Here is a 21,556-nt window from a genome sequence, read left to right on the forward strand (position 1 = left end):
TATCCTGGGTGGTGAAATCATCGGTACAGAGAAATGTTATCTAGCGTTAAATTTCTTCATTTGAAAAATCGCAGATTTTTACACTGTTTAAGCAACCCAAAAACCGCAATGTGGCGATATGTTCTGCTATTTACGGTTGAATCCAGTGATATAGGCCATTATCTGAAAAATAGTCAGTGTAATGTTTTGTTTAGAAACTGTTCAGTAAGGTCATCTGATTGTCACTTTAACTAAAAAATAAAAATTATTTAACATTGTGTTGTCTGAGTGATCTGCATCACGTATAGATAGAAATTTCTATTACTAAAAAAACGATTAACCTGCTCAGGTGTTTATACGCAAGAATAATGCGTTAGAAATGCGCAGTTGAATGGCATCATCGACGGGAAAAGATTGTTTAGGGAGTGCATAACTAATCGTTATGTGTCAAAGGGGCAAAGAGAACGCCCCATCAGTATCAGATATCAACTTTCTCTTTGAATTCGCAGAGATCTTCGATGATGCAAGAACCGCAGCGCGGTTTTCTCGCAATACAGGTGTAGCGGCCATGAAGGATTAACCAGTGATGGCAATCGACTTTAAATTCACTCGGTACGACTTTCAGTAATTTTTCCTCTACCTGCTCGACGTTTTTGCCTGGCGCAAATTGCGTGCGATTACAGACGCGAAAAATATGGGTATCTACCGCAATGGTAGGCCAGCCAAAGGCGGTATTTAACACCACATTGGCTGTTTTTCGCCCAACACCGGGCAGGGCTTCTAATGCGGCCCGGTCTTCTGGCACTTCACCATTATGTTTTTCCAGCAGAATGCGGCAGGTTTTGATCACGTTCTCCGCTTTACTGTTGAACAACCCGATTGTCTTGATGTAGGACTTAACCCCGTCTACGCCGAGCTCCAGCATAGCGGCAGGGGTATTGGCGACAGGGTACAGCTTAGCCGTGGCTTTATTGACGCTGACATCGGTGGCCTGCGCGGAGAGCAAGACCGAAATCAGCAGTTCGAACGGCGATGTAAAATTCAGTTCAGTTGTCGGATGCGGATTGTTATCACGCAGGCGTGTCAGTATTTCCAGCCGTTTTGCTTTGTTCATTACACATTCCCTGTTTCACCAACCGGACTGTCTGCGACAGCCGCTTCGGCACGACGTTTCTTCATTTTCTCATCAATCAGATATTTCACCGCCAGCATCAGGCCCAGGCCAATGAACGCGCCCGGTGGCAGCATAGCCAGCAGAAACGGCGTGTCGGTATGGAAGATCTCTACACGTAGTACCTTAGCCCAACTGCCAAGTAAACCGTCTGCGCCATCAAATAGCGTACCGTTACCAATTATTTCACGTAGCGAACCCAGAACAAACATGGCGCCAGTTGCGCCCATACCGATAGAGAAACCATCAAGGGCGGATAATGCCGGGCCTTTTTTAGCCGCGAAGGCTTCAGCACGACCAACAACAATACAGTTAGTCACAATCAGTGGGATAAAGATGCCAAGAGACTGATACAGACCAAAAGCGTAAGCATTAATCAGCATCTGTACCGCACTCACAACGGAAGCGATGATCATGACATAAATCGGAATACGAATTTCAGAGGGCGTCCAGCGACGCAGGGCTGAAATGGTCAGGTTGGTCAGCGTCAGGACGAGCGTAGTCGCCAGTCCCAGGCCTAACGCATTGGTTGCGGTAGAGGTTACCGCCAGCAGCGGGCACATGCCAAGTAACTGCACAAGCGCGGAGTTATTTTTCCATAACCCCTGGACAATGACATCTTTAATTTCGCTCATGGTTTATTCTTCACAGGCGCTAAGTTGAGGGAGTTGCGCTGGCAACGTCTGCGCATATAAACCGGCGCGTTTCACCGCATTAACTACCGCACGCGGCGTAATGGTTGCGCCAGTAAACTGGTCGAAGTCGCCGCCATCTTTCTTCACAGCCCAGTGGGCATCGTTACCCGCGCCGATCGTTTTGCCGCTAAAGTGGGTGATCCAGTCAGACAGACGCAGTTCGATTTTATCGCCCAGCCCCGGTGTTTCATGATGTTCAGTCACACGTGTACCCAATACGGTACCTGTGAAATCCACACCGACCAACAGCTGAATAGCCCCGGAATAACCATCTGGGGCAGTGGCTTCGAGAATTGCCGCAACAGGTCGATCGTCCTGGCGCGCGATATATACACGGTGAGTCCCTTTACCTAACGCCTGCGCATTCACCAGATAGCAACTCTCAGACAACGCGTTATTGTAGCGATCGCCAGGCAGAACCTGATCAAACAATACTTTTTGCTGCAACGCCGCTTGTTCATCGATAGTGGATTTGGTTAATTGATTGATTGCCGCGGTTAACCCCGTAGATCCAGCGGCAAATAGCGCCAGAGTAATACCGTGTTTACGAATCGTTTTCAGCATATGTTGTCCTTAGCGATGTCCGTACACGCGAGGGCGGGTGTAATAATCAATCAGGGGAACCGTAATATTTGCCAGCAACACGGCAAAGGCCACGCCATCAGGATAGCCACCAAAACTGCGGATTAACCATACTAACAAACCCGCAAGCGCGCCAAAAATCAGGCGACCACGGTTGGTGGTCGATGCCGTAACGGGATCGGTAAGAATAAAGAAAGCGCCGAGCATCGTCGCGCCAGAAAGTAGATGTAACTGAGGCGATGCCAGCGACTCTGGCGAGAAAATCCAGCCTAAAGTAGCGCAAACAGCGAGCGACAGCAGGAAACTAACCGGGATATGCCAGCGAATCGCTTTTTGCCATAACAGCACAATGCCGCCAGCCAACCAGGCAAGGTTAACCCACTGCCATCCGGCGCCCGCGAGCATGCCGCTGTAAATCGGGTACTGCATTACCTGTTCAACCGTTCGTCCCGCATGCAGAGAAGTTTTGAAGGTATCAAGGGGCGTAGCCTGGCTGATGCCGTCGATTCCCATACGGAGCGCGTTCATATCGCTGCCGCCCGCGGTATGTCCGGTAAAGATTACGTTCAGAGCGTCAAAGAATCCGGGTACCGTGGCTGCAATTTCCTGCGGCGGCAGCCAGCTTGTCATCTGCACCGGGAATGAGATAAGCAGTACGACGTAGCCAATCATCGCTGGATTGAACGGGTTTTGTCCGAGGCCGCCATACAGCTGTTTTGCAATGATAACGGCAAATACCGTGCCTAATACCACCATCCACCAGGGGGCCAGCGGAGGAATACTCACGGCCAGCAGCAACCCCGTAAGGAGCGCGGAGTTATCTTTTAAAATCGGCGCAATGGGTTGTTTCCGCAGTTTAAGTACGACCGCTTCGGCGCCGATAGCGCTAATGGCGGCCAGAACGATCTGCAACAACGTCCCCCAGCCAAAGAACCACAGCTGCGCGACGATTCCCGGCAATGCAGCAAGTAACACCAACATCATGATGCGTGATGTCTGACGTTGGTTATGGGTATAAGGGGAGCTTGCTATTCTGAATACCATTTATTCCTCGTTTACAACCTGCTGCTGTGCGGCTTTTTTAGCCTGGGCGCGTGCGATAGCGGCCGCGACGGCGGCTTTACGCGGATCCACCGGTTCAGCGCTTTCAGTCACCGGCTGCTGCTCAAGCTTACGGGCTTTGGCGCGGGCGATTGCCGCTTCGACGGCGGCTTTGCGCGGATCCACCGGTTCAGCGGTTTCAGTCACCGCCTGCTGCTCAAGCTTACGGGCTTTGGCGCGGGCGATAGCCGCTTCGACTGCCGCTTTACGTGGGTCAACCGGTTCAGCGGTTTCAGTAACCGGCTGTTGCTCAAGTTTACGGGCCTTGGCGCGGGCGATAGCCGCTTCAACGGCGGCTTTACGCGGGTCGGTACCCGCGCTGCTGTCTTCAATTTTGTTTGAATTTTCCGCTCGGGCCGCACGAGCCTGTGCTTTACGCGCCTCGCGAGCGGCAATCACTGCGCTATTGTCAGGTTTTTCGCCAGCCTGAATAACAACCGGTTGCATTGCCTGAGCCTGTTTCTCTTTTACGCGAGCCAGCGCGGCGGCGATGGCATCATGATCTTTAGCCGCAGGCTGTACGGCAGCGCTTTTGTGGCGTTCAAGACGTGCGGCTTTTTCACGCTCAAGTCGCGCCTGTCGGGCTTCAAAACGTGCTTTGGCTTCTGCGGCGCGTTTTTCTTCCTGGCTAATAGCATAAATCTCGGCCTTTTCCTGGCGGAAATACTGCACCAGCGGAATGTTGCTCGGGCATACCCATGCGCAAGCGCCGCATTCGATACAGTCTGCAATATTGTGAGTTGTGGCTTTATCGTGCTGCTGCCCTTTACTGAACCAGTAGAGTTGCTGCGGCAGAAGATCGGCCGGGCAGGCATCGGCGCAGGCGCTACAGCGAATGCAACCTTTCTCCTCCGGCGTTTCACCCATTTCACTGGCAGAGGGGGCCAGAAGGCAGTTGGTTATCTTCACCACCGGTACATCCAGCCACGGCAGCGTAAACCCCATCAGCGGCCCGCCCATAATCACCATCTGGTCGGCGGAAGGGCAGAAACCCGCGTCGCTGAGCAGATGACGAACCGGCGTCCCTAATCGCGCCCAGACGTTGCCCGGACGGCTGACGGCTTCGCCTGTAAGCGTCACAACACGCTCGGTAATGGGTTCGCCGTCAATGACCGCGCGTTTGATTGCGTAGGCGGTCCCGACGTTTTGCATCAGCACGCCAATATCTGAGGAGCGTCCGCCATGGGGTACCTGTTTGCCGGTCAGAATTTGTGTTAACTGTTTGGCGCCGCCTGACGGGTACTTTGTCGGGATCACGCGTAAGCTGATATCGTGCGAATCGGCCAGCACCGCACGCAGCATGGAAATTGCCTGCGGTTTGTTATCTTCTATTCCCAGCAGGATCTCACGCGGCTGAAGAATGTGCGCGAGGATGCGGATACCTTCGACGACCTGCGCCGCGCAGTCCTGCATCAGGCGGTCATCTGCCGTAATGTACGGCTCACATTCGGCGGCGTTGATGATCAGGGTTTCAATTTTATCACCGCCGCCCTGTAGCTTAACGCCGGTTGGGAAACCTGCGCCGCCCAGGCCAGCGACGCCATACTGATGAATACGTGCAATAAGCTCTTCCCGGCTACGGGAGCGGTAATCGGCCCAGCCATCACGCTCAATCCAGCGGTCTTCGCCATCGGCATCAATGATGACGCTTAGCTCTGCTAATGCCGAAGGATGTGCGGTGGAGTGCGGCGCGATAGCCACAACAGTACCTGACGTTGGCGCATGTACCGGCAGCATTTTGCCGCGTCCGATGGTTAACGCCTGGCCACGCAGGACGGTGTCGCCCACGTTGACACACAGTTCACCTTCCGCGCCAATATGTTGTTTCAGGGGAATAACGAAGCGCGGCGCCAGCGGAACCTGCCGCAGCGGCGTACCGTTTGACTGGGTCTTCATTTCTGGTGGATGAATGCCGCCATCAAAATCCCAGATTTTGTTTTTTCTGAATGCAGAGAATAACTTAAACATGTTTTTCCACAGGAATGATGCGCACAGGGATAGTGTTTAAATCCCATTTCCAGCTATCGGGCGTCTCAGCCACCGGGCGTAATTCGATACATTGCGTTGGACATGGGTCAACGCACAGGTTGCAGCCGGTGCAGAGATCGCTCATCACTGTGTGCATGGCGCGGGTCGCACCCACAATGGCATCGACCGGACAGGCCTGAATGCACTTTGTGCAACCAATACAATTATTTTCATCAATGACTGCCAGCATTCGCACGGGCGTAACATCTTGTTCATCACCATCAATCGGCTGCGGGTCGACGTTCAACAGGGCAGCGATTTTTAACATCACCGCTTCACCACCGGGCGCGCAACGATTGATTTTTTCACCCTGCGAGCCGATCGCTTCAGCATAGGGATGACAGCCCGGATAGCCGCACTGCCCACACTGGCTTTGCGGGAGAATTTCATCAATTTTCTCCACGACCGGATCATCCTCAACGGCAAAACGTCGCGAGGCGTAACCCAAAATAGCGCCGAACGCCAGACCCAGCAGACTCACTGCGGCAACGGCAATCCAGATAGCATTCATTACAACTTCACCAAACCACTAAAGCCCATAAAGGCCAATGACATTAAACCGGCGGTAATCAGCGCAATCGCATTACCGCGAAACGGAGCAGGGACGTCTGCCACAGCGAGACGTTCGCGAATAGCGGCAAACAGTACCATTACCAGTGAGAAGCCGACGGCGGCGGAAAAGCCGTATAGCGCCGACTGTAAGAAGTTATGGCCGAGGTTAATATTCAGCAACGCTACCCCCAACACCGCACAGTTTGTGGTGATCAGCGGTAAGAAGATCCCCAACAGGCGGTATAGCGCAGGGCTGGTTTTACGGACCACCATCTCGGTAAATTGCACGACGACGGCGATGACCAGAATAAAAGCTAGCGTGCGCAGATAGATGAGATTGAGCGGAATAAGGATCCAGGTATCAATCAACCATGCGCAAATGGAGGCCAGCGTCATGACAAACGTCGTGGCAAGGCCCATACCCATTGCGGTTTCCAGTTTTTTGGAAACGCCCATAAACGGGCAGAGCCCCAGAAACTTAACCAGTACAAAGTTGTTGACCAGTACAGTTCCGACAAACAGCAGCAGGTAATCAGTCATTTTTCGGCCTGAAATAAAAAAGCCGCCTATTATCTGACAATCTACAACAGGCGACAACAGGTTAACTGTAGGGTTATTACGGGTTCACAAACGTCGACTTAACGCGCTGTGAGCGCTTGAAATAGGGCACCAGCAGTGCTGTTGCTAACAAAGGGAACAGCAGTTGGCGCACGGCAAAGGCGTCCGGGACGGGTGAAAACGCAAACGCTTTAATCGCCAGTAACACAGAGATCAGCAGCCATAAAATATAGTGCTTCGGCACGCAGGTTCTGCGTTTGAAAAACGCAATCGTCAGCCATAACGTGTAATACCACATGGCGATAGCCGTAATAAAAGAGACGCCCCATAACAACAAATTGGTCGTACTTTGCTCACCAAGCGTTTGGAAGGTTTGCGGTGTGGCCAGCGCAGTGACGTAAAGTAACAACGCCAGCGAAGCACTCAACAACGCAACTAACAGCCAGGCCAATGGCCCAAGTAGCCAGCCTCCGATACGTTGTGCCGGTGTGGTAGTCATCTCTTCTCCAGGTTTACGCGCGCGATCAAACATGCCATTCATTTTGGGGCAATTATTATAAAGCTTTTAACGTTGAGCGCTACTTTCTTCTTTATTGCACGTAATGCCAGACTGATTTAGGTACCTGACCGACGTCAAACAGACGACCGCCGGAGATGAGCTCCGCGCGACGGTGGTCTGCTGCACGGTACATATTGATAATGTCGTTATCGTCGGTGAGCGTGTAGTTAAGATGATCGAATAGTTTTTCCAGACTTTCGAGTGAACTAATTTTACGGAATTTTAATAAGTAATCCTGAACAGTCATAAAGAGCGATCCATATATAAAATAATACCAACGGAGTAGTAAATATTAAGAAATAAACAATGTGCACAGGTAAAAGCGGATTTGCGCGCAAATGTAAGAAGAGTATGCATACCTGTGAAAAAGCAGGCGCTATGTACGCCTGCGGCAAGGTTAGCGCGCTTCGCGATCGCAGGCAATACGCGCGGGAGCGGGATGCGGCATAATTCGCTTTTTTTGACAGAATTGGATCTTTTACAGCCGGACCCAGCAATGCGTGAAGGTGAATTGCTGGGCGAAAAGGCCGATGACGCTTATTTTTTCTGCACTGCTGCAATTGGTTCCGGTGGCTGGTAATTGTCAATATGATTGGCAATACCCAGCAGGATCACGGAGACCGCAAGAACAATCCAACCTGCTAACTCAATAAGACGATTCATTACTGATGACATTTGCTTTGATTTATCCATAAACACAGGCTGCAAATGTTACTAATCTCTCCATAATACAGCAAGAAGATTGGGAACGATTTCAGCCACTTTTTCGCGGCAAATTCAGCTTAAGAAGCATATGTTTGACTTAAGTTAATAAAAATCCTTTGTAGCGCAAAGGTTATTAAACTATTGAGACGTTGCAAGGTATGGTGTGAAATAGGTCGGTCTGAATTGAGAGGCAATAACATGAGTGACAACATCCGCGTTGGGCTAATCGGCTATGGTTACGCCAGTAAAACCTTCCATGCCCCCCTGATTGTGGGCACACCGGGCCTGGAACTGGCTGTGGTGTCCAGTAGTGATGAAGCAAAAGTGAAGGCCGACTGGCCTACAGTGACGGTTGTTGCTGAACCGAAGCACCTTTTTAACGATCCTAATATTGACCTGATTGTGATCCCTACGCCAAATGACACGCACTTCCCGTTAGCGAAGGCTGCACTGGAAGCGGGTAAACATGTGGTTGTTGATAAACCTTTCACCGTGACACTGTCACAAGCTCGTGAGCTGGATGCACTTGCGCGTAGTCTGGGACGCGTACTCTCTGTTTTCCATAACCGGCGCTGGGACAGTGATTTTCTGACCTTGAAAGCGTTATTGGCGGATGGTGTTTTGGGCGAAGTTGCCTATTTTGAATCCCACTTCGATCGTTTCCGCCCACAGGTTCGTGACCGTTGGCGTGAACAAGGCGGTCCGGGAAGCGGTATTTGGTATGATTTAGCGCCACATCTTTTGGATCAGGCGATTAATCTGTTTGGTTTGCCGGTCAGTATGACTGTGGATCTGGCGCAACTGCGTCCGGGGGCGCAATCGACAGATTACTTCCATGCCATTCTGACGTATCCGCAGCGTCGTGTGATTTTACATGGAACCATGCTGGCGGCCGCAGAATCGGCCCGCTATATCGTGCACGGCTCACGTGGGAGCTACGTCAAGTATGGTCTTGATCCACAGGAAGAACGTCTGAAAAATGGTGAGCGTCTGCCTCAGGAAGACTGGGGTTACGACATGCGCGATGGTGTATTGACGCGAGTTGAAGGCGATGAGCGGGTTGAAGAGACCTGGCTGACCGTGCCGGGCAATTACCCGGCGTACTATGCAGGCATCCGTGATGCGCTGAACGGTAACGGTGAAAACCCGGTCCCGGCGAGACAAGCTATCCAGATTATGGAGCTGATTGAGCTTGGTATTGAGTCCGCGAAACACCGCTCTACGCTATGCCTTGCCTGATAAGACACATGCCGGATGGCGATGCCCTGGCATCTTATCCGGCCCACAATGCAACGCCACGTAGGCCGGATAAGCGTTACGCTGCGGCGACTTTCTCGCGCAGCGTACGTTTCTCTTCGTTACTCAGGAATGCCATTTCCAGACCATTGATTTGTGCCTGGCGGATCTGTTCGCGAGTTAAACCTGCGGCAGGCGCGGCAATAGTGTACTCGTGAATAATATCGACACCCTGAACTGCCGGGTCGTCCGTATTCAGACTGGCCACAACGCCATGTTCAAGGAATGTTTTCAGCGGATGGGTCGCCAGCGCAGCGACGGTGCTGGTCTGAATGTTCGATGTCAGGCAGGATTCAATGCCGATACGATGCTCGGCGAGGTAATCCATCAACGCACGATCTTCGACCGCTTTAACACCATGACCAATGCGTTCAGCGCCCAATTCTTTAATGGCCTGCCAGATACTTTCTGGTCCCGCGGCTTCGCCGGCATGGACGGTGATATGCCAGCCTGCATCGCGTGCCTGGTTGAAGTGTGACAGGAACAAACTACCCGGGAAGCCCAGTTCGTCACCGGCCAAATCCAGCGCAGTAATATGATCACGGTGTGCTAACAGCGCATCAAGTTCCTGCAGGCAGGCGGCTTCGCCGAAGGTACGACTCATAATGCCAATTAAACGCGCTTCAACGCCAAAGGCTTTGCAGCCTTCGCGCACGCCTGCAATTACGGCTTCAACCACGCCTGCTACAGGGAGTTGGTGGGCCATTGCCATATAGCCTGGGGAAAAACGTAGTTCAACATAGTGCAGGCCGTTGCGTGCGGCATCTTCAATATTTTCAAACGCGACGCGGCGGCAGGCGTCCAGCGAGGCCAGAACCTTTACGCCCCAGTCCAGTTTGGATAAAAAGCTGACCAAATCAGGCTCGGTTGACGTCACTTGCACATGAGGAATCAACGTTTCCAGCGTCTGCGCCGGGAGGGTTAAATTAAACTGGCGACCCAGATCGAGGATCGTTTGGGCACGGATGTTACCATCAAGGTGGCGATGGACGTCGGTTAAGGGGAGAGAAGTATCAATCATGGTCGCACTCGTATTTTTAGGTAAAGTGCAGGGCATTATACAACAGAATCATAATTCTCTAAAAACTTTGAATAAAGTGCGCCAACACTTTGTAAAAGTGGAACATTGTGGACATATATTTCAGGTTTTCAATGAGTCAGGCGATCGGCGCGCTATCCTGGTCAATGGTAGCCTTCTCCGTCAGATACTTTGCCGCGAAAGACATAGTAGCTCCATGCTGTATACATCAGAATGACCGGAATAATAATAAGCGTGCCAACCAGCATAAACATCTGGCTTGCAGGGGGAGCCGCTGCATCCCACAAGGTAACATGCGGCGGAATAATATAGGGCCACAGGCTGATACCTAAGCCGCTAAATCCCAGAAAGATCAATCCCAGCGTCAGGATAAAAGGTCGTGCATGGCTGGTGTTGTCGCTGCTCAGACGCCAAATCCACAGACTGAGTATCGTCACCAGAATGGGGACCGGCACAAACCAGTAGAAATTAGGTAGCGTGAACCAGCGTTCTGCAATGTATTGCCAGTTAAGGGGTGTCCAGATGCTGACCACGGCAATAACCGCCAGCAGAGCGAGCAGAACATGGCGCGTTAATTTACGCATCCGTTCCTGAAGCGCGCCATCGCTTTTCATTATCAGCCAGGTGCTGCCGAGTAACAGATAGGCGGCAACCAGTCCGAGGCCGCAAAATACATTAAATGGGGTCAACCAATCCAATGCCGACCCGGCAAAGCGACGGTCTGCTATATCGAAACCGTTAATCACGGCGCCAACAACGATCCCCTGACTCACGGTCGCCAGCAACGATCCACCGGCAAATGCGTAATCCCAAAATAGCCGATGCGACGGCGTGGCTTTAAAGCGAAACTCAAACGCCACACCGCGAAAAATCAACCCAATTAGCATCATCGTGAGTGGAATTGCCAGTGCGTCAGCAATCACAGCATAAGCCAGAGGGAAGGCGCCAAAGAGACCGGCCCCACCGAGCACCAGCCAGGTTTCATTCCCGTCCCAGACGGGGGCCACACTGTTCACCATCACATCTCGTTCGCCGGGGGCATGTACAATGCTAAACAACATACCAATGCCCAAATCGAAACCATCCATTACGATGTACATCAGCGTGGCAAAGACAATGATAATAAACCAGATTACGGTGATATCGATGTCCATCAGATTTTCTCCTCTTCATCCGTTACCGGTTCTGCGGCGGAAAGCGGACGCGCAGGGGTGCCATCGGTTTGTGAGGTCAGTTCACTGACCGGCTGAGGACCTTTTTTAATCAGTCTGAATATGTAGTGGTAACCCACGCCAAAGACGGTGCTGTAAACGACGATAAATACCAGCAAACTGATGACCATTTGCGTTGTACTGTGCAACGAAACGGCATCACGGGTGCGCAAAAAGCCGTATACGACCCAGGGCTGGCGGCCAACCTCCGTGGTCACCCAACCGGCCAATAAGGCCAATAGTCCGGCCGGCCCCATCAAAAGTGCAAACCATTGGAATGGACGGGAATGGTACAGGCGCTTGCGCCAACGTAACCAGACACTGCAGATACCCAGGGCGATCATCAACACGCCCATGCCAACCATGATGCGAAACGACCAAAATACAATCGCGGAGTTGGGGCGATCTTCCTTGGGAAAATCCTTCAGCGCAGGAACCTGCTTGTCCAGACTATGGGTCAGAATCAGACTGCCCAGCGCAGGGATCGCCAGAGCGTATTTGGTGCGCTCTTCCTCCATGTCAGGCATGCCAAACAGCGTCAATGGCGTTGCCTCTCCGGGGGGGTTCTCCCAGTGCCCCTCAATGGCCGCTATTTTTGCAGGCTGATGCTCAAGGGTATTGAGGCCATGCATATCTCCAACAACCGCCTGAATAGGGGCGACAATCAGAGCCATCCACAGCGCCATCGAAAACATTTTACGAATGGCAGGAGTATCGTTACCCCGCAGTAAATGCCAGGCGGCAGATGCGCCAACGAACATCGCGCTACTCAGAAAAGCAGCAATCGACATATGCAATAAGCGATACGGAAAGGAAGGGGTAAATACGATAGCCAGCCAATCCTGGGGAATGACATGCCCATTTTCGAGGCTAAAACCTTGAGGTGTTTGCATCCAACTATTGGAAGCCAGGATCCAGAAGGTAGATAGCAACGTGCCCAGCGCCACCATACAGGTGGTGAAGAAATGCAGCGCTGGAGATACTTTGTTCCAGCCGAATAGCATTACGCCAAGGAAGCCCGCTTCGAGGAAAAAGGCGGTCAGGACTTCATAAAGCAGCAGTGGTCCGGTAATACTGCCGGCAAATTGCGAAAAGCCGCTCCAGTTGGTACCAAACTGATAAGCCATGACCAGGCCGGATACGACACCCATCCCAAAATTGACGGCGAAGATTTGCAGCCAGAAATTATAGAGCGAGCGCCAGAGATTGTTTCGCGTGCGCAGCCACATCCCCTCCAGCACCACCAGATAGCTGGCCAGTCCAATCGTAATCGCGGGAAAAAGAATATGGAAAGAGACAGTGAAGGCGAACTGAAAACGGGCTAAATAAAAAGCGTCAAGTTCAGGCACGGTACAGACCCCATCCGAGGAAGCTCTGCCTGAAGCAGAGCGTAATGAGATTATTTTTTGGCTACAACACCGTCAGCGTCAGAGCGTAAGAGAAATTGTTCTGTCGTTTGCGGAATATGTTTAACCAGCCAGTCGGCCATCTCACGTTCTTCAGCGAGAATCGTTTCGATAGCGGGGATAGAGGCGGTATCACCGACCTTTGTGGCAGCGGCCAAAAGCGATGTGTAGCAGGCTATTTCAAATTGCTCGAATACATAGCCGCTGATTGCGCCTTTTACAATTTCGTCAGAAGGAAACATGCCGCCAATCGACTGACCAAAAGCGGCCATTTTACTCATGGAGTCTTTTAATACAGAACGCGAGATATCGTTTCGATCGAGGATCTCTTCCAGCAGGGTAATTTGCCTTTTTGTTTCATTAATATGTTGCTCAATTCTGGCACGCAAATCAGGATAATTATCGATACGACTCGCCATCGATTCCAGCATTGACTCCGCTTGCTTTTCCATCGCGTGCGCATCGCGTAGCCAGTCATGGTAATGTTCTAAGTGATTCATCGTAATTTCCTCGAGTCAGTATGGTTATCGTTTTTCAGCGTCTTTATTAATGTTACCAACCGCCAGATCGGTTAATTTCAGATCGGTTTGTTTCTCTTCTTCAAGCGTTTCTGCGAGGAGTTTTACGGCTTTTTTATACCCCAGTTGTTCTGCCAGGGTTGCCAGTGTGCCGTAGCTGGCAATTTCATAATGTTCCACTTTCTGTGCGGCTGCGATTAATGCTGCATCGCGTACTTCATTTTTCTCGGTGCTTTCTATAACCTCATTAGCCTCTTCAATTAAGCCTTCCATCGCCACACATTTCATGCGTTTAATCTTAATTCCCGGTTCTTGCTCAACGATTTGGTCAATACGTTCAATTTGCCCCTGGGTTTCTTCCAGGTGGGCATTAAACGCTTTGCTGAGTTTTTCGCTTGAGGCGGCTCTGGCGAGTTTAGCCAGTCCGCGCGTTAACTGTTTTTCAGCGCTATAGGTATCTGAAAGTAGGTGAATAAATACGTCTTCAATGCTTTTCATATGCATATTAATATCCTTTAGAGGTTAAAAATAACTGCGAGCCCCATACAGACCCGCAGGACACTCTTTTAATTAAAAGATGAAAATAACGCTAACTATCAGGAGTTGTCAGACTTACGGCCACCGCCGTGGCTGCTTTGCCCACCTTTTTTACCTGCTTCAGATGCGCGTTGTGGATCGTTTTTGAAGTTACCACCGCTATGTTGACCGCCTTTACGGCCCGCTTCTGATGCTTTTTCTCGGTCTTCTGCGAAGTTACCGGAACCACCACGATGCTCTGCCATATATCACCTCATATATCGGTTATGTCAGTCAGATACAAAAAAATAATTTCGTATCCGTCGTTGTTCAAGGCTTAAAGTTAGCGGCTATTTGTATTAAGTCAAATTTAATGCTGATAGGTGAATCAGTCCGTATTGATAATTTTCAATGGATTGCGGAAAATACCGCTTCGCTTATTATGAATGATGTTTGATTAATAAATAATCGTAACCGTCTGAGAGTTAGAGGGAATAAAAATATGAGTGCTCAATCAGGGTTATTCTTGTAAATTTTCTTAAATTATAAATTATAAAACCGAAGCGTTCCGCTCAGACATAAAATAGCATTATTAAATGTCATGATATTCATTTTTGTCTACGCTCAACTTCTTTCCCCGGTGCAAGGGATAACGCGGGCTTTTCGACGATGCTGGATAAACAGGGTGGTAAAGCGTCAGGTAGAGAAGGCGCGCAATGAGGTTTTCATTGCGCAAACCTGTTTAACGTATTGTACGGATGGCGTTAATCAACCCCTGAACGCCTTTTTCAAGTTTTGAGCGCGGACATCCGGCATTCAGGCGCACAAAACCGCGTCCTTCTTCGCCGTAGGTGTATCCTGGCATGATGGCAACTTTCTGCTGGTGGATAAGCGCTTCCTGTAATGTGTGATCATCAATGTTAAGCGGACGCAGGTCAATCCACGCCAGATAGGTAGACTGTGGAACCTGCCAGCTCAGTTCGGGGAATGCGGCATTAAGCTCGCGGGCGACGTAATGCAGATTGCTGGCAAGATAATCCCGCAGCGCATCAAGCCAGCTTGCGCCCTGTTGATAGGCGGCAATATGTGCTGTCAGCGCCAGCACCGCAGGTGAGGAAAGACCATCGCGACCTTTTAATGCGCTGAGATAATCGTTACGGCTTTGAGTGTCTTCAATAATCGCGTAAGCCCCGGTCAGTGCCGGAATATTAAAACTTTTTGAGCCGGAAGTGAGCAGCGCCCAGCTGTCACGCGCGACGTTACTCCAGGGGATATGCGGGTGATCACCCCATACCATATCCATATGGATCTCATCGGAAATGACTTTTACACCATGGCGCTGACACAGTTCCGCCATGGTTTCCAGCTCATCACGCGTCCACACTTTGCCCGTCGGATTTTGTGGGCTACAGAGCAGAAGAATTTTGCTCTCTGGGCGAGACAGGGCATTCTCCAGTGCGGTCATGTCGCAGTACCAACCGTCAGTACGTTTTTCAAGTTCGACAGCGCGCACCACGCGCTGATTACCCTCAATAGCTTTGTAAAACGCGTCGTAAGCCGGGGTGTGAATAACCACCGCATCACCCGCGGAAGACCACTGGCGAATCAGCTCTGACACCATATAGATGACCGAGGGACCATATACCAGCGACTGAGGATCGATTTTTGTATTGTGACGCGTAAGAAACCAGTGCTGAATAGCCGCCAAAAATTCATCATTTTTCCAACGGCTGTAACCCAACACGCCATGGGACAGGCGCTGGGTAAGTGCCTCAAGAATGCAGGGGGCAGTTGCAAAATCCATGTCAGAGATGGTGAACGGCAGAAGATCCGCTGAGCCAAAACGGTCGGCAACATAATCCCACTGGGTACACCAGGTGCCGTGTCGGTCCACAACCTTAGAAAAATCAAACATATTGTTGTCCTTAAGCCTGTACGGTGTTCATCAGAACCGCGATTTCGTCTTTCACTGACTGGACCTGCGGACCAATAACAACCTGAAGGTTATGCTGATTGAGTTGTACTACGCCAATGGCACGATTGTCCTTCAGAGCTTGTACGTTAACAAGCGACATATCTTTCACTGACAAGCGCAGACGAGTAATGCAGTTATCCAGGCTAACAATGTTTTCCGCGCCGCCCAACGCCGCCAGAATAGCTGGCACGTTATAACCCGATTTACCTGGCGATCCAGCCATCACCTTTTCGATAGTGCTGGCCATTTCGACTTCGCGACCCGGTGTCTTCAGATTGAAGCGCGTGATGGCGAAGCGGAAGATGACGTAATACACCGCAAACCAGATAGCTGCGACGACAGGGACCAGATACCACTTGGTAGATAATCCATGCAGGATGCCGAATACCACGAAGTCGATCAGGTTACCGTCAGTGTTACCGATGGTAACGCCAAGCACCGCCATCACGGTGAAGCCGAGACCGGTAAGCAAAGCATGGATCACGTACAGAACCGGGGCCACGAACAGAAACAAGAACTCGAGAGGTTCGGTCGTACCACCAATTACACAGGCAATCAGACCGGAAATTAATAACCCTTTAATTTTATGACGATTCTCTGGACGTGCGCAGTGGTACATCGCTAACGCTGCACCCGGTAACCCGCCGAGGAACGCCGGCATTTTACCCTGGGACAGGAAGCGGGTTGCGCTTTCAGAGAAACCTTGCGTTGTCGGACAGCTCAATTGAGCCTGGAAAATAGTCAATGCACCGCTCACGCTATGACCACAGACTTCCTGCGTGCCGCCCGCTTCGGTAAAGCGGATCAATGCCACCAGAATATGATGCAGACCAAAAGGCAACAACAGACGTTCGCCGGTACCAAACAGCATAGGACCAAATTCACCTGCACTGTTGATGATGTGACCGAGTCCGGTAATGCCCATGGCGAAAACCGGCCAAATCAGGGGAATAACCAGACCGACCAGGCCCATCACCACCGAGGAGATGATGGGAACGAAGCGAGTGCCGCCGAAGAAGGCCAGGGCATCCGGCAGACGAATGTTATGGAAGCGTTCATGCAGCATCCAGACGATGATCCCAGCGATAACGGCGCCGAGGATCCCGGTGTCGATCGACTGGATCCCCAGAATATTTTGCACGTTGTTGGCTTTCAGGATCGCCGCATCAGTGGTGGGTAAGATGCCTTTGGCGGTTAACCAGAAGTTGACGGCAAGGTTCATTACCGCGTAACCAACAAAACCGGCAAACGCCGCCACGCCTTTATTCTCGCGCGCCAGGCCAAGAGGAATGGCAATACAAAACATCACCGGTAGGAAGCTAAACGCAAATGAGCCAACTTTGCTCATCCAGGTAAAGATGGCCTGTAGCACCGGATTTCCTAACACCGGGATTAACGTTAAGACATCGTGGCTGCTTAACGAACTGCCGATCCCTAACATGATCCCGCAAAATGAGAGCAGAGCCACGGGCAACATAAAAGTTTTGCCCAACTGCTGGAAAAATTCCCATAACGTTATTTTTGGTGTGGTTCTCGTCGTCATTAAACGACTCCTTGTTAAATCAGGCTGGCTAATGATGGCGAGAAGATAAAACGTTTTACCTAATTTTAGTGCGGTATAAATCACATTATCGAACGATAATAGAGGGTATAAATATAAGTGATTGATAAAACGTTTTATCGGTCACGTTATCAGGGAGTTTTCTGTTTTTATGGCTATAGCCAAAAAAATAACGATCCATGATGTTGCGCTGGCTGCGGGTGTTTCGGTCAGTACCGTCTCATTGGTACTCAGTGGCAAAGGACGTATTTCATCAGCAACCGGTGAGCGGGTAAATGCTGCCATTGAGCAACTGGGGTTTGTGCGTAATCGGCAAGCATCAGCCCTACGCGGTGGGCAGAGCGGAGTCGTGGGTTTGATTGTGCGCGATCTTTCTACGCCGTTTTACGCCGAGCTGACGGCGGGGCTGACGGAAGCATTAGAAGCCCAGGGGCGCATGGTCTTCTTACTGCATGGCGGCAAAGACGGCGAACAGCTGACGCAGCGCTTCACACTGTTACTTAATCAAGGGGTTGATGGCGTGGTGATCGCCGGGGCCGCAGGCAGCAGTGACGCGCTACAACAACTGGCCGCTGAGAAAGGGATCCCGGTGGTGTTTGCGTCACGCGCCAGCTATATGGATGACGTTGACACCGTCAGACCTGATAACATGCAGGCCGCGCAACTCCTGGTTGAACAACTGATACGCCATGGGCACCAGCGCATTGCCTGGCTGGGCGGGCAAAGCTCTTCATTAACCCGGGCAGAGCGCGTCGGCGGCTATTGCGCGACATTGTTAAAGTATGGTTTGCCGTTTCATAGCGACTGGGTGCTGGAGTGTTCATCCAGCCAAAAGCAGGCCGCGGAAGAGGTGACGGCGCTGTTACGCCGGAATCCCACAATCAGTGCGGTGGTGTGCTACAACGAAACCATTGCCGTAGGCGCCTGGTTTGGCCTGATGAGAGCAGGGCGACAGAGCGGTGAAACAGGCGTGGATCGCTACTTTGAACAGCAAATATCATTGGCCGGATTTGCTGATGTGGCGGAAAGCGCGCTGGATGACATTCCCATCATTTGGGCCTGTACGCCTGCCCGTGAAATGGGATACACCCTTGCGGAACGCATGCTACAACGCATTGGCCACGATGAAAGCCATTCGCGCAATCTGACGCTTGCCGCCCGACTGGTCGTCGCGAAATAAAAAAAGCCCGATAAGCAATGTTATCGGGCCTGTCGTAACGGATATTTACTGTTGCGGGGCTGCAGGAGCATCCGGCTCAGCAAAGGCAGGCATACCGAACATGCCAACAAACTCATCCAGCGACATTTTCTGTCCGTTAAGTGTTACCTGACCGTTCGCATATTGCAGGCTGGAACCGATAACGTTGTCCTGCAGCGTCGTAATACGGAACATCTGACCCATCGCCGCGAGGCCATTAACCTGCTGCTTCGCCAGACCCGCCGCTTCTTCCTGCTGATATCCTTCCAGTTTGGCAATCTGCGTCATGAATTCAGTCGCCATATCGACAGGGATCGTCAGCTTAGCATCCAGTGATTTGACGGAGCGATCCACTTCCTGGGCCAGCGTTTGCGGCTCTACGGTGTTTGCGGTCGGATCTTTTAGTAGTAGAGAAAAATTAAAGGCGGTTTCACCTTTCGCATTTTTCCAGCTCAGCGGCGCAATAGTGATAACCGGTTCGCCTTTCATCAGAATCGGCAGGGCATTAAAGAAGGCTTCGGTGACTTTCTGCTGATATAGCTCAGGGTTTTGCACCACATCGATTTGTGACATCAACGCCTTGGTTTGGGCGCTATACTGCTGACTGAACTGGTGCAGGGCTTCACCATCAATCTGGCCCACTTTCAGCGTCAGTTTGCCGCTACCCATATCCTGGCCCTGCAGTTTAAGGCTGTTCAGGGTGTAATCCAGTTGGCTGTTGACGGTTTTACCCTCGTTGATCAGATCGGATTTACCATCGATACCCATGCCTTCCAGAACCGCCAACTCTTTACCCTCAACTGCAATCGACAGTTTTTCGAGTGACAACTTCTGGTCGCCAATACGCTCACCAAAGCTGGCGATACTGCTGGAACCCTCAGTTTTCAGGTTATTGAAGGTAATTTGTACTTTCTGGTTGTACTCATTGACCGCATTAACCAGACCACTTTGCGCATCACCAGTTAGCGAAACCGCATTACCGTCTTTGTCAGCCGTAAACTGGAATTCCCCGCCGCTGAAGGCCACTTTTTCATCGCCATTCTCGTAGTTCAGTGGTTTGAGGGAGAGATCGGAACGGGTATCGCCGCTGTAACCGATACGGGAGTTAATGATGAATGGCGTTTCGCCTTTGGCAATGTCGAACAGTGGTTTGGTGACGTCGTTATTCACCAACGTTGTTTTCACCGAGGCCATTGCGGGAACCAGATTCAGCGATTTCAGCTGTGCGAGCGGGAAAGGACCGTGATCAACTGTTTCATTAAGGACGATGCTTTGCCCTGGCTTCAGCCAGGAATCTTGCTGCCCGGTGATGGGTTTAACCACCAGTTGCAGTTGGCTATTGAACACGCCGCGCTGATAGTTTTGATAACTCAGTTCAATGCCCGCCTCAGGGGAGTAGCGTTTCAACTGATTGTTTGCCTGTGTCACCATCTCGGCGAGATGCGTTTCGAGTTTTTTACCTGTGTACCAGGCACCGCCCGTCCAGACGATACCCAGTGCAACCACTACACCCGCAGCTACCAGCGATTTTTTCATTTTGATATCCATAAAATAAAACCAGGCGTTTGAAGACGCCTGGAGGAGTGACTTGTCTTTAACTCACTACAGCTTAGCAAGAGTTGTTAAAAATATCAGTATCTTGCTACAGCTTGTTATAAACCCGAGCTAAACGGCCCTTGCCGCTGACGTTTACCGGCGATTCATTCGCACTAATAAAGGCCGACTCACCCGGCTGCAGGACCAGACGCTGCTCACCTTTGCTCAACACGGCTTCACCCTCAATGCAGAACAGAATTGCGGCGCTTTGCTGGCCGATCTCTGCACCAGTGGCCGTTAACTCATGTAGGGAGAAGGCGAAATCGTCGACCGGAATAGGGAAGTCCAGTTCACCATCTGTTTTAACCGGTGTGGTCAGCAACTGGTTTGCAGGCTTAGCGACAAACTTAACGTTGGCGACCAGTTCCGGGATATCAATGTATTTTGGCGTTAGCCCGGCGCGCAGCACGTTGTCCGAATTCGCCATCACCTCCAGCGCCACACCTTGCAGGTAGGCGTGCGGGGTCTCGGCAAACAAGAACATGGCCTCGCCGGGATTGAGTTTAACCACGTTGAGCAGCAGTGGGGAAAAGAGTCCGCTGTCGTTAGGGTAGAAGTCGGCGATCAGGCGGATGGTTTGCCAGGGTTCACCCTGCTGACTGTTCAGCGCCGATTTCAGGATCGCCAGCGCGTGGGATTTCTCCTCATCCTGCATATTCAGCAAGCTGGCAAATAGATAGCTCAGACGCTCTGCGCTCGGTTCCTGCAGGAAATGCGCAATAGCCGGATGCGCAGCGGAAACGGGTTGTAATAACGCAACAATATCGGAGAACTCACGAAATGCGTTCATCGCCAGGAAAGGCGTTAAAGCAAAAACCAGTTCTGGTTTGTGGTTAGGATCTTTGTAGTTGCGCTCGGCGGCATCCATCGGGATCCCGGCGGCGTTTTCTTTGGCAAACCCGATTTCAGAATTGTGCTTGTTAGGATGAACCTGAATCGAAAGGGGTTGCGCAGCACAGAGCACTTTAAACAGGAAGGGCAGTTCACCAAAGCGTTCGGCAACGGCATCGCCTAATAGCGCGGATTTATCGCTTTCAATAACGTCGCGTAAAGCAACCGTCTGACCATCAGCGCTCTGAACCTGCGAACTGCTTTTTGGGTGCGCTCCCATCCAAAGTTCAGCCATCGGTTGCTGAGTTGGGTTGGCAATCCCATAAAGTTCCGTTAACGCAGTTTTACTTCCCCAGGCGTAGTTCTGCACTGAGTTGATGAGTTTTTGCATTCTCAAGCCCTGTTTGAATGTGGAATTTTCTCTGGCTATTAAACCAAGAAACCCTGAGGGAAGTAACCTGCACATGTAAAAAGTCGTA

The 21,556-nt window shown here is 51.2% G+C and carries 23 protein-coding genes; 3 read left to right on the forward strand and 20 right to left on the reverse strand.

The window, feature by feature from the left end:
* Positions 1 to 457: 457 nt before the first annotated feature.
* From nth to ydgT, 9 genes are all read right to left on the reverse strand, one after another.
* Entirely contained in the window at positions 458 to 1,093 is a 636-nt protein-coding gene (nth, locus tag FDW92_RS12670; protein WP_038640407.1) for an endonuclease III, read from the reverse strand.
* Positions 1,093 to 1,785 carry an electron transport complex subunit E gene (locus FDW92_RS12675; protein WP_038640410.1) on the reverse strand — a complete coding sequence of 231 codons (693 nt, stop codon included), beginning with the start codon at positions 1,783 to 1,785 and terminating at the stop codon, positions 1,093 to 1,095. The genes nth and FDW92_RS12675 overlap by 1 nt, the downstream gene beginning before the upstream one ends.
* Before the next feature lie 3 nt (positions 1,786 to 1,788).
* Positions 1,789 to 2,409, reverse strand: coding sequence for an electron transport complex subunit RsxG (gene rsxG, locus FDW92_RS12680; RefSeq protein ID WP_042308621.1), 621 nt, complete (start codon positions 2,407 to 2,409; stop codon positions 1,789 to 1,791).
* A 9-nt stretch (positions 2,410 to 2,418) separates the two neighbouring features.
* Positions 2,419 to 3,471, reverse strand: a complete 1,053-nt coding sequence (rsxD, locus tag FDW92_RS12685) for an electron transport complex subunit RsxD (protein ID WP_038640414.1) — start codon at positions 3,469 to 3,471, stop codon at positions 2,419 to 2,421.
* Complete coding sequence (gene rsxC / locus FDW92_RS12690; protein ID WP_137400632.1) at positions 3,472 to 5,496, reverse strand: electron transport complex subunit RsxC; 2,025 nt, start codon at positions 5,494 to 5,496, stop codon at positions 3,472 to 3,474.
* Positions 5,489 to 6,067 (reverse strand): electron transport complex subunit RsxB, encoded by a 579-nt coding sequence (gene rsxB / locus FDW92_RS12695; protein WP_042308606.1) that lies wholly within the window; start codon positions 6,065 to 6,067, stop codon positions 5,489 to 5,491. Before rsxB ends, rsxC begins: the two co-directional genes overlap by 8 nt.
* Complete coding sequence (gene rsxA, locus FDW92_RS12700) at positions 6,067 to 6,648, reverse strand: electron transport complex subunit RsxA (protein ID WP_003029144.1); 582 nt, start codon at positions 6,646 to 6,648, stop codon at positions 6,067 to 6,069. Before rsxA ends, rsxB begins: the two co-directional genes overlap by 1 nt.
* A 76-nt stretch (positions 6,649 to 6,724) precedes the next feature.
* Entirely contained in the window at positions 6,725 to 7,165 is a 441-nt protein-coding gene (locus FDW92_RS12705) for a DUF2569 domain-containing protein (RefSeq protein ID WP_042308613.1), read from the reverse strand.
* A 91-nt stretch (positions 7,166 to 7,256) separates the two neighbouring features.
* Positions 7,257 to 7,472, reverse strand: coding sequence for a transcription modulator YdgT (ydgT, locus tag FDW92_RS12710; protein WP_008784684.1), 216 nt, complete (start codon positions 7,470 to 7,472; stop codon positions 7,257 to 7,259).
* A 114-nt stretch (positions 7,473 to 7,586) separates the two neighbouring features.
* Here ydgT and FDW92_RS23065 point away from each other — a divergent pair, with 114 nt between their 5' ends.
* Positions 7,587 to 7,805 (forward strand): hypothetical protein, encoded by a 219-nt coding sequence (locus FDW92_RS23065; protein WP_167371241.1) that lies wholly within the window; start codon positions 7,587 to 7,589, stop codon positions 7,803 to 7,805.
* On the opposite strand, the gene blr is transcribed toward FDW92_RS23065, so the two are convergent.
* Entirely contained in the window at positions 7,763 to 7,888 is a 126-nt protein-coding gene (blr, locus tag FDW92_RS12715; protein WP_038643149.1) for a division septum protein Blr, read from the reverse strand. The genes FDW92_RS23065 and blr overlap by 43 nt on opposite strands.
* A gap of 240 nt (positions 7,889 to 8,128) precedes the next feature.
* Here blr and FDW92_RS12720 point away from each other — a divergent pair, with 240 nt between their 5' ends.
* Positions 8,129 to 9,169, forward strand: coding sequence for an oxidoreductase (locus FDW92_RS12720; RefSeq protein ID WP_042308603.1), 1,041 nt, complete (start codon positions 8,129 to 8,131; stop codon positions 9,167 to 9,169).
* Between the two features lie 76 nt (positions 9,170 to 9,245).
* Here FDW92_RS12720 and add read toward each other — a convergent pair whose 3' ends face one another.
* The 8 genes from add to malX all read right to left on the reverse strand — a co-directional run bounded on the left by add (position 9,246) and on the right by malX (position 17,434).
* Positions 9,246 to 10,247, reverse strand: a complete 1,002-nt coding sequence (gene add / locus FDW92_RS12725) for an adenosine deaminase (protein ID WP_042308602.1) — start codon at positions 10,245 to 10,247, stop codon at positions 9,246 to 9,248.
* A gap of 161 nt (positions 10,248 to 10,408) precedes the next feature.
* Positions 10,409 to 11,419 (reverse strand): cytochrome d ubiquinol oxidase subunit II, encoded by a 1,011-nt coding sequence (cydB, locus tag FDW92_RS12730; RefSeq protein WP_042308600.1) that lies wholly within the window; start codon positions 11,417 to 11,419, stop codon positions 10,409 to 10,411.
* Positions 11,419 to 12,825, reverse strand: coding sequence for a cytochrome ubiquinol oxidase subunit I (locus FDW92_RS12735; protein ID WP_042308597.1), 1,407 nt, complete (start codon positions 12,823 to 12,825; stop codon positions 11,419 to 11,421). The genes cydB and FDW92_RS12735 overlap by 1 nt, the downstream gene beginning before the upstream one ends.
* Positions 12,826 to 12,875: 50 nt before the next feature.
* Positions 12,876 to 13,382, reverse strand: a complete 507-nt coding sequence (locus FDW92_RS12740) for a ferritin-like domain-containing protein (protein WP_042308595.1) — start codon at positions 13,380 to 13,382, stop codon at positions 12,876 to 12,878.
* Positions 13,383 to 13,406: 24 nt separating this feature from the next.
* Positions 13,407 to 13,904, reverse strand: coding sequence for a ferritin-like domain-containing protein (locus FDW92_RS12745; RefSeq protein ID WP_038640435.1), 498 nt, complete (start codon positions 13,902 to 13,904; stop codon positions 13,407 to 13,409).
* Positions 13,905 to 13,996: 92 nt separating this feature from the next.
* Positions 13,997 to 14,182 carry a general stress protein gene (locus FDW92_RS12750; protein WP_006684659.1) on the reverse strand — a complete coding sequence of 62 codons (186 nt, stop codon included), beginning with the start codon at positions 14,180 to 14,182 and terminating at the stop codon, positions 13,997 to 13,999.
* 476 nt (positions 14,183 to 14,658) lie between these two features.
* Complete coding sequence (locus FDW92_RS12755) at positions 14,659 to 15,831, reverse strand: MalY/PatB family protein (protein WP_042308593.1); 1,173 nt, start codon at positions 15,829 to 15,831, stop codon at positions 14,659 to 14,661.
* A gap of 10 nt (positions 15,832 to 15,841) precedes the next feature.
* Positions 15,842 to 17,434, reverse strand: a complete 1,593-nt coding sequence (malX, locus tag FDW92_RS12760; RefSeq protein ID WP_042308591.1) for a maltose/glucose-specific PTS transporter subunit IIBC — start codon at positions 17,432 to 17,434, stop codon at positions 15,842 to 15,844.
* Between the two features lie 169 nt (positions 17,435 to 17,603).
* Between malX and FDW92_RS12765 the strand changes: the two genes are divergently transcribed.
* Positions 17,604 to 18,632: a Mal regulon transcriptional regulator MalI gene (locus FDW92_RS12765; protein WP_038640443.1), complete on the forward strand. Its 1,029-nt coding sequence runs from the start codon at positions 17,604 to 17,606 to the stop codon at positions 18,630 to 18,632.
* Between the two features lie 45 nt (positions 18,633 to 18,677).
* Here the strand turns inward: FDW92_RS12765 and FDW92_RS12770 are convergent, their stop codons facing one another.
* Together FDW92_RS12770 and manA are read right to left on the reverse strand one after the other, a co-directional pair.
* A complete protein-coding gene (locus FDW92_RS12770; RefSeq protein ID WP_042308612.1) occupies positions 18,678 to 20,186 on the reverse strand; it encodes a YdgA family protein in 1,509 nt (502 codons plus the stop codon).
* A gap of 106 nt (positions 20,187 to 20,292) precedes the next feature.
* Complete coding sequence (gene manA / locus FDW92_RS12775) at positions 20,293 to 21,468, reverse strand: mannose-6-phosphate isomerase (protein WP_042308588.1); 1,176 nt, start codon at positions 21,466 to 21,468, stop codon at positions 20,293 to 20,295.
* Between the last annotated feature and the right edge of the window lie 88 nt (positions 21,469 to 21,556).

It is taken from the genome of Citrobacter sp. wls706, from assembly GCF_005281305.1.
Taxonomy (GTDB): domain Bacteria; phylum Pseudomonadota; class Gammaproteobacteria; order Enterobacterales; family Enterobacteriaceae; genus Citrobacter; species Citrobacter werkmanii.

Coding starts and splice junctions, on each gene's coding strand:
- rsxB (WP_042308606.1), bottom strand. CDS start 6,067: ATGAATGCTATCTGGATTGCCGTTGCCGCAGTGAGTCTGCTGGGTCTG.
- FDW92_RS12770 (WP_042308612.1), bottom strand. CDS start 20,186: ATGAAAAAATCGCTGGTAGCTGCGGGTGTAGTGGTTGCACTGGGTATC.
- malX (WP_042308591.1), bottom strand. CDS start 17,434: ATGACGACGAGAACCACACCAAAAATAACGTTATGGGAATTTTTCCAG.
- FDW92_RS12705 (WP_042308613.1), bottom strand. CDS start 7,165: ATGACTACCACACCGGCACAACGTATCGGAGGCTGGCTACTTGGGCCA.
- nth (WP_038640407.1), bottom strand. CDS start 1,093: ATGAACAAAGCAAAACGGCTGGAAATACTGACACGCCTGCGTGATAAC.
- FDW92_RS12755 (WP_042308593.1), bottom strand. CDS start 15,831: ATGTTTGATTTTTCTAAGGTTGTGGACCGACACGGCACCTGGTGTACC.
- add (WP_042308602.1), bottom strand. CDS start 10,247: ATGATTGATACTTCTCTCCCCTTAACCGACGTCCATCGCCACCTTGAT.
- FDW92_RS12675 (WP_038640410.1), bottom strand. CDS start 1,785: ATGAGCGAAATTAAAGATGTCATTGTCCAGGGGTTATGGAAAAATAAC.
- ydgT (WP_008784684.1), bottom strand. CDS start 7,472: ATGACTGTTCAGGATTACTTATTAAAATTCCGTAAAATTAGTTCACTC.
- FDW92_RS12740 (WP_042308595.1), bottom strand. CDS start 13,382: ATGAATCACTTAGAACATTACCATGACTGGCTACGCGATGCGCACGCG.
- rsxC (WP_137400632.1), bottom strand. CDS start 5,496: ATGTTTAAGTTATTCTCTGCATTCAGAAAAAACAAAATCTGGGATTTT.
- FDW92_RS12720 (WP_042308603.1), top strand. CDS start 8,129: ATGAGTGACAACATCCGCGTTGGGCTAATCGGCTATGGTTACGCCAGT.
- FDW92_RS12745 (WP_038640435.1), bottom strand. CDS start 13,904: ATGCATATGAAAAGCATTGAAGACGTATTTATTCACCTACTTTCAGAT.
- FDW92_RS12750 (WP_006684659.1), bottom strand. CDS start 14,182: ATGGCAGAGCATCGTGGTGGTTCCGGTAACTTCGCAGAAGACCGAGAA.
- rsxD (WP_038640414.1), bottom strand. CDS start 3,471: ATGGTATTCAGAATAGCAAGCTCCCCTTATACCCATAACCAACGTCAG.
- manA (WP_042308588.1), bottom strand. CDS start 21,468: ATGCAAAAACTCATCAACTCAGTGCAGAACTACGCCTGGGGAAGTAAA.
- cydB (WP_042308600.1), bottom strand. CDS start 11,419: ATGGACATCGATATCACCGTAATCTGGTTTATTATCATTGTCTTTGCC.
- FDW92_RS12765 (WP_038640443.1), top strand. CDS start 17,604: ATGGCTATAGCCAAAAAAATAACGATCCATGATGTTGCGCTGGCTGCG.
- blr (WP_038643149.1), bottom strand. CDS start 7,888: ATGAATCGTCTTATTGAGTTAGCAGGTTGGATTGTTCTTGCGGTCTCC.
- rsxG (WP_042308621.1), bottom strand. CDS start 2,409: ATGCTGAAAACGATTCGTAAACACGGTATTACTCTGGCGCTATTTGCC.
- rsxA (WP_003029144.1), bottom strand. CDS start 6,648: ATGACTGATTACCTGCTGCTGTTTGTCGGAACTGTACTGGTCAACAAC.